Genomic DNA, 13405 nt, shown 5'->3' with positions numbered 1-13405 from the left:
TGCGCCGGTCGCCGGCCCGCCGGTCGCCGGTTCGCGGGTCGTCGGCCCGCCGGTCGCCGGTTCGCGGGTCGTCGGTTCGCGGGTCACCGCGCGGGCCGCAGGCGCAGCGCGTCCATGCCGCCGTCCACCGCGAGCGCCGTGCCCGTCGTGGCCCCGCTCGCCGGGCTCGCGAGGTAGGCGATCGCGCCGGCCACCTCGTCCGCGGTGACGAGCCGCCCGGTCGGCTGCCGGGCGCTGAGCGCGGCCCGCTCGGCCTCGGGGTCGGGGGCGGAGTCGAGGAGACGCCCCACCCAGGGCGTGTCCACGGTGCCGGGCGTCACGCAGTTGACGCGGACGCCCTCGCGGAGGTGGTCCGCCGCCATCGCGCGGGTGAGGGCGAGCACCGCGCCCTTGCTCGCGCTGTAGAGGGCGCGCTGCGGGAGCCCCGCGGTCGCGGCGATGGAGCAGGTGTTGACGACGGCGGCGTGCCGTGAGGCGCGCAGCAGGGGCAGCGCGGCGGCCGTGACACGGGCGATGCCGACGACGTTGACGTCGAGCACGTGGTGCCACTCGTCCTCGTCGTTGTCGGCGACGGTGCCCTGCGCGCCGATGCCCGCGTTGTTGACGAGCACGTCGAGGTGCCCGTACCGCTCGCGCAAGGCGGTGAAGGCGCCCCGTACCGAGGTCGCGTCGGTGACGTCGCAGCGCAGCCCCGTGAGCGGCGCGGGCACGTCGTCGGGCTTCAGGTCGAGTACGGCGACCTCGGCGCCCCGGGCGGCGAGCGCGCGCGCCGTGGCGAGCCCTATCCCCGATGCCCCGCCGGTCACCGCGGCGACCAGTCCGGTGAACTCCCCCGCCTTTGTGCTGACTTCCGGCATGGGACCGTGCTCCTCACGTACGCGCGACCGTGCTCCGACGCCCGGAACCTATAGGAAACGGCGTGCGCCGTGAACCCTTCGCGCGACCTCCGCACGCTTCGTCCGCCGCCGTCCTCGCGTCCGCCGCGCGCCCTCAGGCCCGCTCCCCCACCCGCGCTCCCTTCCCCAGCGCGACGACCCCGCCCGGCGAGATGGTGTACAACGCGGCGTCCCTGTCCGGGTTCACGCCGATCGTGGCGCCCGGCGGGACCTCGATGTTCTTGTCCAGGACGGCGCCGCGCACCACCGCGCCGCGCCCGACGCGCACCCCCGCGTGCAGCACCGAGCCCTGTACGACGGCGCCCGGCTCGATGACGACCCCGGGCGAGAGCACGGAGCCTGTGACCTGGCCGCGGATGACGCAGCCGGGGCTGACGACGGACTCGCCCGCGAAGCCGCCCGCGCAGAACTTCGCCGGCGGGAGGGCGTCGTTGTAGGTGTAGACGGGCCACTCGCGGTTGTCGAGGCTGAAGGCCGGGCGGTCCTTGACGAGGTCCATGTGGGCCTCGTAGTAGGCGTCGAGGGTGCCGACGTCGCGCCAGTAGCCGTGCTCGTAGGGGGTCTCGCCGGGGACGCGGTTGTCGTCGAAGTCGTAGAGCTGGGCCTCGCCGCGGGCGGTGAGCAGCGGGAGGATCGAGCCGCCCATGTCGTGTGCCGAACCGGGGTCGGCCGCGTCCTGGTGGAGGGCGTCGATCAGGACCTTGGTGCTGAAGAGGTAGTTGCCCATCGAGGCGTGGACGTGCTCCGGGTCGCCCGGCAGCCCCGGCGGGTCGGCGGGCTTCTCCAGGAAGGAGGTGATGTGCCGGGCGTCGGGGCGCGGGACGATCACGCCGAAGGCGGAGGACTCGGCGCGCGGCACCTTCAGACCCGCGACGGTCACTCCCGCGCCGCCTTCGACGTGTGCCTGGAGCATCTGGCGCGGGTCCATGCGGTAGACGTGGTCGGCGCCGAACACCGCGACGTAGTCGGGCTGTTCGTCGTGGACGAGGTTGAGGGACTGGAGGATCGCGTCGGCGCTGCCGAGGTACCAGCGCGGGCCGAGCCGCTGCTGCGCGGGGACGGGCGTGACGTAGTTGCCGAGCAGGCTCGACATGCGCCACGTCGTGGTGACGTGCCGGTCGAGCGAGTGGGATTTGTACTGGGTCAGGACACAGATCCGCAGGATGTCGGCGTTGACGAGATTCGACAGGACGAAGTCCACGAGCCGGTACGTGCCGCCGAAGGTGACCGCGGGTTTCGCGCGGTCGGCGGTGAGCGGCATGAGCCGCTTGCCCTCCCCGCCCGCCAGAACGATCCCCAGAACCGAAGGTCCGCCACGCATGACGCCCCCCTCCCGGCGGCTCCGTCGCCGCCGTGCCGTCCCGCCGACCGGCGGGTGCGATGACTCGTGTGGTGCGGGTGGTGCGGGTGCTCTCCTGGTGCGAGTACTGCGCGTGGTGCATGTCGTACGAGTGGTGCCGGTGGTGCGAGTGGTGCCGGTGGTGCGAGTGGTGCGTGTCGTACGGGTGCTCAGGCGCCGCGCGCCAGGACGTGTGCGTACACCTCGACCGTGCGCCGTGCGATGCGGTCCCAGCCGAAGTCGCGGACGGCGAGGCCCCGTCCCGCCGCGCCCATGAGCGCCGCCGTTCCCGGGTCGGTGACGAGGCCGTTGAGCGCCCGCGCGAGGCCGCGCTCGAAGGCGGCCGGGTCCTCGGGCTCGTACGGGACGAGCACCCCGGTCTCGCCGTCGCGCACCACCTCCGGGATGCCGCCGACGGCCGAGGCGACGACGGCGGTGCCGCAGGCCATCGCCTCCAGGTTGACGATGCCGAGCGGTTCGTAGACCGAGGGACAGACGAAGACGCGGGCGTGGCTGAGCAGTTGGACGAGTTCGGGGCGCGGCAGCATCTCGGGTATCCAGTGCACCCCGTCCCGCGCGGCGCGCAGTTCGCCGACGAGGGCGCGGAACTCGGCGTCGAGTTCCGGGGTGTCGGGGGCTCCGGCGCAGAGCACGAGCTGGGCGGCGGGGTCGAGGGAGCGGGCGGCCCGCAGGAGGTGCGGGACACCCTTCTGACGGGTGACGCGGCCGACGAAGAGGACGTACGGGCGGTGCGGATCGATCCCGAGGCGGTCGAGCGCGGAGGTGCCGGGGACGGCGCGGTAGAGATCGGTGTCGATGCCGTTGTGGACGACGTGGACGCGCCCGGGATCGAGGTCCGGGTAGCAGCGGAGCAGGTCGGCGCGCATGCCGTGCGAGACGGCGATCACGGCGTCCGCGCTCTCGACGGCGGTGCGTTCGGCCCAGGAGGAGAGCGCGTAGCCGCCGCCGAGCTGCTCGGCCTTCCAGGGGCGCAGGGGTTCGAGCGAGTGCGCGGTGAGGACGTGCGGGATGCCGTACTGGAGCTGGGCGAGGCGTCCGGCGAGCGCGGTGTACCAGGTGTGCGAGTGGACGAGGTCGCGGTCCGCGAGGCGGGCGGTCATGGCGAGCCCCGTGGAGAAGGCACGCAGCGCCTCGCCTGCCGATTCGGGCAGCGGGCCCGCGCGGTGCCGTACGACTCCGGGGCGCGCGTCGGCGTCCGGGGCGTCCCAGGAGTGCACGACGAGGTCGGTCAGGTCCCGCAGCCCGCGGGCGAGGAATTCGACGTGGACCCCCGCGCCGCCGTAGACGTGCGGCGGGTACTCCCTGGTCAGCAGCCCTACGCGCATACGTCCCCCGTCCGCGTCGTCCCTGACGTCCCTGCGGCCCCTTCCATGCTCGCCCACCGGCGCTGCCGGTGGAAGACCGCGTCTCCGCGGACGGGCCCGGACGTCTCCTCGTCCCCCGGATGCCCCCGCACGGCCCGTTCACCCGTGCGGAGGTCCTGCGGGGCCCCACACGTGCTCCGCGCACGCCGTGCGGGGGTCGTGCGAGAGGCGTACGGGATGTCGTCGTCGTACGGGAGGCGTACGTCCCAGGGGGCGCGCGACGTCCCGCGAGCGCCCGTCCTGCGCCGGACACGCCCCCGTGTGTACTCCCACAGCAGTACGTCGATGCAGGTGCCGTGGGATGACGACGGGATGCCGGTCGGCGGGGAAGAGTGGACCGTATGAGTGCCGACCGACCCCCGCCGCGCCGGAGTGCTTCATGAGCGACGTCCCGCTGTCCGTGCTCTTCGCGCTGGTGTCCGCCGTCGCCTACGCGGCCGGGGCCATCGTCCAGGAGCGGGTGGCGGTCCAGCAGGGGCCCGAGGGGTACGCGCCGTGGCGCCGCCCCGCGTGGTGGGGCGCGGTGGCGCTCAACGGGCTGGGCGCGCTGCTCCATGTCGGGGCGCTCGCCTTCGGGCCGCTGAGTCTCGTTCAGCCGCTCGGCGCGCTGACCATCGTCTTCGCGCTGCCGATGGCGGCGCTCCTCGTGCGGCAGCGGGCGAGCGCGGCGGCCTGGCGCGGGGCGCTGCTCGCCGCGGCCGGGCTCGCGGGGCTGCTCGCCCTCACGGGGAGCGGCGGCGAGCGGGTCCCCCGGGGGTCCGCGCTCGGTGTGCTCGGCCTCGTGACGCTCGGTACGGTGCTCGCGCTGCTGCTCGTGGCGCGCGGGGTGCACCATCACCCGGCGGCGCGCGGCGGCTTCGTCGCCGCGGCGGCCGGGGTGGCCTTCGGGATGGCCTCGGTCTACACGAAGACGGTCACCGACCGGATCGCGCACGAGAGTCCCCTGGAGATGCTGCCGCTGCTCGGGGCGGTGAGCGTGCTCGCGTGCGCGGGCATGCTCCTGTCGCAGGCGAGCTACCGGGGAGCCGGCCTCACGGCCCCCCTCGCGACCCAGACGGTGGTCAACCCGGTGACGGCCGCGGCGGTGGGCTTCGCCCTCTTCGGCGAGCACATGAGATTCGGTGTCCTCGGCGAGGTGGGAGCGGCGGCGGCGGGCGTCGTGGCGGCGTTCGGCCTCGTCCGGCTGACCGTGGGCAGAGCGGCCCCGCCACCGGCACCCGAGCCACCGTCGGCGGTCACGGAGTCGAGCCCGTCGGGGGCCTGAGGAATACCGCCCAGCGGAACACCGCCCAGGCCCGACCGCCTGCGAGGTCTTGGCCCTCACTCGCGGCCCGGTACGTCCCTGGCGCGCGCTCGCCGCCGGGCCGAGCGGCCCGAGCCCGTACGGGCCGGTCCGGGGCTCTCGGCCCGGCGGCTGCCCCGGTCAGATGCGGACGCCTCCCGCTCGCAGGTACGCCAGGGGGTCGATGTCGGAGCCGAAGCCAGGACCCGTGCGGACCTCGAAGTGCAGGTGCGGGCCCGTCACGTTGCCCGTGGCGCCCGAGCGGGCGATGCGCTGCCCCTCCGCCACATGCTGGCCCGCGCGGACGTTGAGCGCGGAGAGGTGCGCGTACTGGCTGTAGCGGCCGTCCGCGTGGTGGATGACGACCTGGTAGCCGTAGGACCCGCCCCAGCCCGCCGAGACCACCGTGCCCGCGCCGATCGCCTTGACGGTGGTGCCGGTGGGGACCGGGAAGTCGACGCCCGTGTGGTACCCCTTCGACCAGGAGGAACCGGCCGCCCTGTACTGCGTCCCCGTGCCCGCCGAGACGGGCGCGACGAGCTTGTGTCCCGTGCTCGCGGCCTTCTGAGGAGCGGCCGCCTTCTCCGTCTTCCTGGGCTCGGCCGTCTTGGGCGCGGCCTTCTTCGGCTCGGCCTTCTTCGGCTCGGCCTTCTTCGGCGCGGCCTTCTTCTCCGGCGCCCGCTCGGCCGTACGAGGGCCCGGCTTCCCGGAGAGCGCGAGGTGCTGGCCCGGGCGGATCAGGTCGGGATCGGCACCCACCGTGCCCCGGTTCAGCGCGTACAGCTGTTCCCAGCCGCCCTCGACGTGCCGCTCGGCCGCGATGCCCGAGAGGCTGTCGCCCGGGACGACGGTGTACAGCTGAGCCGTGCCCGCGCGGGACTGCGGGGTCTTCTCGGGGCCGTGGCTCGCGGGCGGCTTGCGGGTCGTCAGCCGCTCGGTCCTGGCGGCGGCCTTCTCCTTCGGCCGCGCCTTCGGGGCCGCCTCGGGCTCCGCCCCCGGGGCCGCCTCGGTCCGCGTCCCCGGGGCCGCCTTGGGCTTCGCCTGCGCGCTCGCCGGCGTCACGGCGGGGGCAGGGCCGCCGCGCGCGAGCCCGGCGCGCGGGCCGCACGTGGGCCAGGCATTGGGCCCCTGGCTCTTGAGCACCTTCTCAGCGACGGTGATCTGCTCGGCCCGCGTCGCCTGGTCCGCGCGGGCCGCGTACGCGCTGCCGCCGAACGCCTTCCACGTGCTGGTGGTGAACTGGAGACCGCCGTAGAAGCCGTTCCCCGTGTTGATGTCCCAGTCGCCGCCGGACTCGCAGCGCGCGACCTTGTCCCAGGTCTGTTCGGTGGCGGCGCTCGCGCCACCGGCGGCGACGAGCGGCAGGGCGAGTCCCGCACCGCCCGCCGTGACGGTCAGCGAGGCGCGCTGGATGCGGGGCGGCTGGGGGCGCCGGTGACGGCCACGTAACGCCATGAGGACTCCCTCGTACGACGGCAGCTCCGCAAAGTTAAGGGGCGTACACCCTGCGCGACAAGCGGTTCGTGACAAATCGCAGCTCAGGACGGTCCTCGGCACGGACAGGCGGCGGCCTCTCACCCCCCGGCGGGGGCCGCTCACGACCGGCGGCGCCCCCTTCCGCAGGAGATTCCGCCGTGACCCGGACATACTTACGTGCGAATCGGTGTTGTGACGCCTGACACCGGCGGCTACGCCGGGCAGTGACAAGGAGTGACACACATGAGCGCTTCCGCTCAGATCGGCGTGACCGGCCTCGCGGTCATGGGCCGCAACCTGGCCCGCAATTTCGCGCGTCACGGTTACACCGTCGCCCTGCACAACCGCACCGCGGCGAAGACCCGTGCTCTCGTCGAGGAGTTCGGCGACGAGGGCTCCTTCGTGCCCACCGAGAGCGCCGAGGAGTTCGTCGCGGCCCTGGAGCGGCCGCGAAGGCTCGTCGTCATGGTCAAGGCGGGTGAGGCGACGGACGCCGTGATCGACGAGTTCGCCCCGCTCCTCGAAGAGGGCGACATGATCGTCGACGGGGGCAACGCCCACTTCGCCGACACGCGCCGCCGCGAGCGCAAGCTGCGCGAACGCGGCATCCACTTCGTGGGCACCGGCATCTCGGGCGGCGAGGAGGGCGCGCTCAACGGGCCGAGCATCATGCCCGGCGGCTCGAAGGAGTCGTACAAGGCGCTCGGGCCGATGCTGGAGAAGATCGCGGCGAAGGCCGAGGACGGCGCGCCCTGCGTGACGCACATCGGTCCCGACGGTGCCGGGCACTTCGTCAAGATGGTGCACAACGGCATCGAGTACGCCGACATGCAGCTCATCGGGGAGGCGTACCAGCTGCTCCGCGACGTCGCCGGGTACTCGCCCGCGCGCATCGCCGACGTCTTCCGCACGTGGAACACGGGCCGCCTCGACTCGTACCTCATCGAGATCACCGCCGAGGTCCTCAAGCACACCGACCCGAAGACCGGGAAACCCTTCGTGGACGTCGTGGCGGACGCGGCGGAGCAGAAGGGGACGGGGCGCTGGACGGTACAGATCGCGCTCGACCTCGGGGTGCCCGTCTCGGGGATCGCCGAGGCGGTCTTCGCGCGCAGTCTCTCCGGGCACACGGCGCTGCGCGAGGCGTCCGGGCACCTGAGCGGGCCGACGCCGAAGCCGCTGGAGGAGGCGGAGGCGGCGCGCTTCGCGGACCAGGTGGAGCAGGCGCTCTACGCCTCGAAGATCGTCTCGTACACGCAGGGCTTCCACGAGATCGCCGCGGGCAGCGCCGAGTACGGCTGGGACATCGACCTCGGCGCGGTCGCGTCGATCTGGCGCGCGGGCTGCATCATCCGCGCCGCGTTCCTCGACCGCATCACGGCCGCGTACGCGAAGCAGGCCGAGCTGCCGAGCCTGCTCTCGGACCCGCAGTTCGCGAGCGAGGTCGAGGGGGCGCAGGGCGACTGGCGTGACGTCGTCCAGACGGCGGTACGGCAGGGCGTCGCGACGCCGGGCTTCGCCACGGCGCTCGCGTACTACGACGCCCTGCGCGCCCCGCGCCTGCCCGCCGCGCTGACGCAGGCGCAGCGCGACTACTTCGGCGCGCACACGTACCAGCGTGTGGACCGGGACGGCACGTTCCACACGCTGTGGGGCGGGGACCGCACGGAGGTGGAGTCCTGAGCGGGGGCCGGTGAACGGCAGCCGCCGGGTACAGCGGCGGGGCGGCCACCCGGGTGGGGGCCGCCCCTCCGCCGTGGGGCCGGAGGGGCGGGGCCCGGCGGCGGGGCGCCGGCTCGCCCCGCAATCCCGGCCTCGCGGTTACACCGGTCCCGGCTGAGGCTCTGGGTCGGGGCCCGGCGAGGGCGGTACGGGGGACGGGGCCGGGCCGGGGAGCGGCGGCTGGGGCAGGGGGTCCGGGACGCCGGGGCCCGGGGGCGGGGTCGGCCTGGGCGGTACGGGCTCGGGCGTGGGCGAGGGGCCGGGACCGGGGGGCGGCGTCGGGCGCGGCGGTTCGGGGTCCGGCACGGGGTCCGGCGGGACGGGGGTGGGGCCCGGCGTGGGCGCGGGCGGCATGGGATCGGGCGGGCTCGTGAGCCCGGGGCCCGTACCCGGGAAGCTGCCCGGAGTGGTGACGGTCATGAGGGGTCTCCTTCCGGCCTGTGACGACTGCGGCTTTCGGAGTCCTCCCCCGCCTACCCACCCGCGTCGCGGCCACGCGGGCCCCCTGATCCGGATGGCCCAGCGGAAACGGCACAGCAGAAACGGCACAGCGGAGAGGGCACAGCGGGAAACGGCCCGGTGGGAAACGGCGCAGCGGGAAACGGCCGGCAGGAAACGCAAGGCTACGGCCGACCGCCCGGCGCGGCCTACGCCTCTTCGGTGAGCAGCTCCGCGAGGCGGCTCACGAACAAGGTGAGCCGGTCGAGGCGCGGTCCCTCGCGGGCGACGCGGAAGCCGTTCCTGCGCCCCCAGTACGCGGCCTGGACGGCGTGGAACTGGGCCCACCGCGCGACACGCCGGCGGTCGAGTCCGGCGTTCTCGGCGAAGACGTCCAGGACGCGGTGGACCGCCTTGCGCAGGTCGTCCGCCTCCAGGAGGGTCAGGGCGCGGGACTTGAGCAGGGTGCCGCCGTCGTACGCGGGATCGCCCTCGTACCCCTTGGGGTCGACGGCGAGCCAGGGTTCCCGGTCGGCCCGCAGGATGTTCCGGGCGTGCAGGTCGCCGTGGACAAGGGTGTGCGGCTGGTCCGGGCCCAGCTCCCGAAGGCTCGTCACGGCGGCCTCCCGTACGCGGCGGGGCAGCGCATCCGGCAGCTCCGCCGCGTCCCTGCGCAGCTCCTCCGCCCAGTCCGCCGCCCGCTCGGACAGCCGGGGCAGCCCGGGCGGCGCGGGTACGGCCAGCCGGCGGTTCAGCCGCCCGGCGACCGCCACCACCTCGTCCCCTTCGGCGGCCTCCGCCAGGGTCGTGGACCGTGCGCGCTCCAGGAGCATCGCGAAGTGCGCGTCGTCGCGCTCGTGCAGCAGGACGGCGCCCCGGCCGCCCCACGCGACGAACGCGTCCGGCTCGTGGACGTTGCCGGGATGCGGAAACGACACCTTCAGCACGGCGCGCTCCCCGCCCCGCCGCCGTACCGGCACGACGAGGCCCACTCCCCCGTGCAGGACCGCGCCGTCCGGCGCGCACTCCCAGCGCTCCAGCAACCCGGCCACGAGAGCGGGCAGCGCGGTGAGCCACGCCCGTCCGGCCTCGCCCTCGCGCCCTGTGGTGCCCCGCGCGAACTCCTCCGGAACCACGATCATCCGGGCACCCTACGCGGCTACCCCACCCCCACCTCCCGCGCGCTCCCCTCGTCCCCCTCCCTCACGCGCGCCTCGTGCAGTGCCGCGTACCGGCCGTCGCGCGCGAGGAGTTCGTCATGCGTACCGCGTTCCGTGATGCGGCCGTTCTCGACGACGAGGATGAGGTCGGCGGCGCGGATCGTGCTCAGGCGGTGGGCGATGACCAGGGCCGTGCGGTCCGCGAGGGCTTCGGCGAGCGCTTCGCGAACGGCTGCCTCGGAGGAGTTGTCGAGGTGCGCGGTCGCCTCGTCGAGGATGACGACGCGCTGGCCAGCGAGGAGCAGCCGGGCGAGCGTGAGACGTTGGCGTTCGCCGCCCGAGAGGCGGTAGCCGCGCTCGCCGACGACGGTGTCGAGGCCGTCGGGCAGGCGGGCGACGAGGCTGTCGATACGGGCGCGGCGCAACGCCTCCCACACCTCGGGCTCGCTCGCCGCGGGGCGCGCGATGAGGAGGTTGGCGCGGACCGTGTCGTGGAAGAGGTGGCCGTCCTGCGTGACCATGCCGACAGTGGCCCGCAACGAGGCGGCGCTCAGGTCCCGCACGTCGATGCCCCCGACCCGCACGGCGCCCGCGTCGGCGTCGTACAGGCGCGGCAGGAGCTGCGCGAGTGTGGACTTGCCCGCGCCCGAGGGACCGACGAGGGCGACGGTCTGCCCCGGTTCGGCGCGGAAGCTGACGCCGTGCAGGACCTCCTCGCCGCCCCGGTCGTCGAGCGTCGCGACCTCTTCGAGCGAGGCGAGCGAGACGGCGTCGGCTGCCGGATAGGCGAAGCGGACGCCCTCGAAGGCGATGCCGACGGGGCCATCGGGGACGTCCCGCGCGCCGGGCTGCTCCCGTACGAGCGGGACGAGATCGAGGACCTCGAAGACCCGCTCGAAGCTCACGAGCGCGCCCATGATCTCGACGCGGGCCCCGGCGAGCGCGGTGAGCGGCGTGTAGAGGCGCGTGAGGAGGAGGGCGAGCGAGACGACGGTGCCCGTGTCGAGGCTCCCGGCGAGCGCGAGGGAGCCGCCGAGCCCGTAGACGAGCGCGAGGGCGAGCGCCGAGACCAGGGTGAGGAGGGTCAGGAAGACGGTCTGCGTCATCGCGACGCGGACGCCGATGTCGCGGACGCGGGCCGCGCGGGCGGCGAACTCGGCGGACTCGGCGCGCGGGTCCCCGTACAGCTTGACGAGCGTCGCGCCGGGCGCGGAGAAGCGCTCCGTCATGCGGGAGCCCATCGCGGCGTTGTGCTCGGCGGCCTCGCGGCTCAGCGCGGCCATGCGGCGGCCCGTACGGCGCGCGGGGACGACGAAGACGGGCAGCAGGACGAGGGCGAGGAGGGTGATGCGCCAGGAGAGGGCGAGCATGACGGCGAGGGTCAGCAGGAGCGTGACGAGGTTCGTCGCGATCCCGGAGAGAGTGCTGCTGAAGGCGCGCTGGGCCCCGATGACGTCGTTGTTGAGGCGGCTGACGAGGGCTCCGGTGCGGGTCCGGGTGAAGAAGGCGACGGGCAGTTTCTGGACGTGGTCGAAGACGGCGGTGCGCAGGTCGAGGATGAGTCCTTCGCCGATCGTGGCGGAGAGGCGGCGGCCGAGGAGGGTCAGCGCGGCTTCGGCGAGCGCGGCGAGGGCGATGAGCCCGGCGAGGACCATGACGCGGGTACGCGTGCCGCCGGAGCCGATCGTGTCGACGACGTCGCCCGCGAGGAGCGGGGTCGCGACGGTGAGGACGGCGGCGGCGACGCCGGTGAGCAGGTAGGCGAGCAGCGCGCGGCGGCGGGGGCGCGCGAAGGCGGCGATGCGGCGCAGGGTCGCACGGGCGAGGGGGCGGGCTTCCTGTTCCTGGCGGAATGCCTGGAGCTGGGACCAGGCGGTCATGTCGAGGCTCATGCACCGGACGCTAGAAGCTCAAGCATTGTTGAGGTCAAGCGTCCCCGTGGAGTTCCCGTGCGCCCCGGGGGCCGGTCCCCTACGGGCGCCCCTCAGTCCCCCGCCCTCGTCCCCGTCCGCCCCGAGGAGACCCCGTAGTACTGGAGGTCCTGCACCTCCGGCTTCGCCTCGACGGGGTACTCGGTGCGCACGGAGGCGGTGCGGGTGCCGTCGCGCCAGATCTCGCCGGTCGCCGAGCCCGTACGGAGCGGGACGACGAGGGGGTGGACGCCCGTGTTGAGGCGCTTCTCCTTCGTGGCGCCGTCCTGGAGGACACGGACGGCGGCGGGGGCGCTGAGGAAGGCGAGCGCTTCGACGGTGTCGCGGGCGGGGGCCGAGTTGCCGCGCAGCTTCATGGTCTTCGCCGCACCCTGGGCGGGTGGCGTGGCAGCGAACTGGGTGCGTGAGGTGACGTACACCGTGTCGCGGACGATCTTCGGCCAGCTCCCGGTCTTGAAGCGGGTCAGGTAGTACGAGGAGAGGTCGAGGTAGGTGTAGCCGTTGTGGAGCGAGGGCGCGAACTGGGTGCCTTCGCTGTAGTCGTTCCACGTCGTGAGCTGGACCCAGTCGGCGCCCGCGTCGATGGCGGCCCGCCAGCTCGCGCGCAGCGTCTCCGTGTTGCCCGCCTCGTCGTAGACGCCCTGGTTGGGGCGGGCGTCCTGGACCGAGACGGGCTGCATCCACAGCTTGCCGAGGTCCTTGGCGCGCGCGACGTCGACCGCGGCCCCGCCCTGCGCCGTGTAACTGCGGTTGCCCCACTCGCTGAAGCCCTCGCTGAGCGGCGCGAAGCGCGCGGCGTTCGCGGGGAAGTCCAGGAAGACGGGGAGGAGCGCGGCGTCGGTGCCGTGCCGCGTACGGAGGGTGTCGAGTACCTGGCGCCACCAGCCGGGGTCCTTCGCCTCGGCCTTGAAGGGGGAGACGACGAGGCGGCCGTCGGGGAAGTGCCCGGCGGCGGGGGATGCGGCGAGTTCGGCGAGGCGGGCGGCGAGGGTGCCGGGGTCGGTGCCGGCGAGGGCGACCATGTCCGGCATGAGGACGACGCGGAACCCGGGGTCGACGGCGTGGGCCGCCGTCATGAGGAGCTTGACCCGGTCCCAGTGGGGTCCGGAGAGCGAGAGCAGGTCGACGGTGAATCCGTCGAGCCCGGCGTCGCGCGCCGTGCGCACCTCGCGCTCCAGGTTGGCGCGCTGCCAGTCGCCCTTGCCGGGGGCGACGGGGCGCGGGCGATCGCGCAGGAGACCGCCGTACGCGGCGTGCTTGCCGCTCTCGCCCTCGGGCCGCAGGTAGTTGCGGGCGTAGTAGTCGGCGCCGGGGGCCTGGTTGTCGAGCGAGAGCGGGTAGGGCGTGAAGTAGTGGGCGTAGACCTTCTTGCCGCTCGCGTGCAGGGCCTTGACGGCGGGGAGGTCGAAGGGCAGCGCGTCGGCGGTGGGGCGGACGGGCTCCGGGAGCGGTGAGGCGGCGGCGTCCGGGGGCAGGGGGCGTGCGGCCGCGGGCTGTTGGCCGTCGTCCTTGCCGCCGAGGGCGAGCCCGGTACCGGCGACGAGACCGAGCAGGGCGAGCCCGAGCAGGACGGCGAGCGGCAGCCGCAGGCGGCGTACCCGCGGGATGCGGCGGTGCGGCGGCAGCGGCACGGCTGTCCCCCTCGGTCACGGGCGCCCGCGGTGGGGGGCGGCGCCGCTGGTGGTGGTACGGGCGCCAGTAGTACAGCGGATCGCGCGCCATCCCACAACAAGAGGCCGAAAGTCGGCCACTCGTGTCACTTCCGGCCAAAGGCGA

At 74.3% G+C, this 13405-nt stretch carries 9 protein-coding genes; 2 read left to right on the top strand and 7 right to left on the bottom strand.

The annotated features are described in order from the left end of the window. Window positions 1-83: 83 nt before the first annotated feature. The 3 genes from ACQYWQ_RS28190 to glgA form a co-directional block, all read right to left on the bottom strand. A complete protein-coding gene (locus tag ACQYWQ_RS28190) occupies window positions 84-857 on the bottom strand; it encodes an SDR family NAD(P)-dependent oxidoreductase (RefSeq protein WP_431038560.1) in 774 nt (257 codons plus the stop codon). Between the two features lie 133 nt (window positions 858-990). Then, window positions 991-2217, bottom strand: a complete 1227-nt coding sequence (locus tag ACQYWQ_RS28185; RefSeq protein ID WP_431038558.1) for a glucose-1-phosphate adenylyltransferase — start codon at window positions 2215-2217, stop codon at window positions 991-993. Between the two features lie 188 nt (window positions 2218-2405). Continuing rightward, complete coding sequence (gene glgA / locus ACQYWQ_RS28180; RefSeq protein WP_431038556.1) at window positions 2406-3581, bottom strand: glycogen synthase; 1176 nt, start codon at window positions 3579-3581, stop codon at window positions 2406-2408. A 418-nt stretch (window positions 3582-3999) separates the two neighbouring features. Between glgA and ACQYWQ_RS28175 the strand changes: the two genes are divergently transcribed. Continuing rightward, entirely contained in the window at window positions 4000-4884 is an 885-nt protein-coding gene (locus tag ACQYWQ_RS28175; RefSeq protein WP_431038554.1) for a DMT family transporter, read from the top strand. Window positions 4885-5043: 159 nt separating this feature from the next. Here ACQYWQ_RS28175 and ACQYWQ_RS28170 read toward each other — a convergent pair whose 3' ends face one another. Then, window positions 5044-6357: a transglycosylase family protein gene (locus ACQYWQ_RS28170; protein WP_431038552.1), complete on the bottom strand. Its 1314-nt coding sequence runs from the start codon at window positions 6355-6357 to the stop codon at window positions 5044-5046. Window positions 6358-6621: 264 nt separating this feature from the next. Here ACQYWQ_RS28170 and gndA point away from each other — a divergent pair, with 264 nt between their 5' ends. Next, a complete protein-coding gene (gndA, locus tag ACQYWQ_RS28165) occupies window positions 6622-8061 on the top strand; it encodes an NADP-dependent phosphogluconate dehydrogenase (RefSeq protein WP_431038551.1) in 1440 nt (479 codons plus the stop codon). A gap of 686 nt (window positions 8062-8747) precedes the next feature. Here gndA and ACQYWQ_RS28160 read toward each other — a convergent pair. The 3 genes from ACQYWQ_RS28160 to ACQYWQ_RS28150 all read right to left on the bottom strand — a co-directional run bounded on the left by ACQYWQ_RS28160 (window position 8748) and on the right by ACQYWQ_RS28150 (window position 13260). After that, entirely contained in the window at window positions 8748-9680 is a 933-nt protein-coding gene (locus ACQYWQ_RS28160) for an aminoglycoside phosphotransferase family protein (protein ID WP_431038550.1), read from the bottom strand. 17 nt (window positions 9681-9697) lie between these two features. Then, complete coding sequence (locus tag ACQYWQ_RS28155) at window positions 9698-11590, bottom strand: ABC transporter ATP-binding protein (protein WP_431038549.1); 1893 nt, start codon at window positions 11588-11590, stop codon at window positions 9698-9700. A gap of 92 nt (window positions 11591-11682) precedes the next feature. Further along, complete coding sequence (locus ACQYWQ_RS28150; RefSeq protein ID WP_431038547.1) at window positions 11683-13260, bottom strand: glycoside hydrolase family 71 protein; 1578 nt, start codon at window positions 13258-13260, stop codon at window positions 11683-11685. Window positions 13261-13405: the final 145 nt, after the last annotated feature.

This window comes from Streptomyces sp. P6-2-1, from assembly GCF_050613165.1.
Taxonomy (GTDB): domain Bacteria; phylum Actinomycetota; class Actinomycetes; order Streptomycetales; family Streptomycetaceae; genus Streptomyces.
Note: the sequence above shows the minus strand (reverse complement) of the source record. Positions and strands in the feature narration are given on the sequence as shown.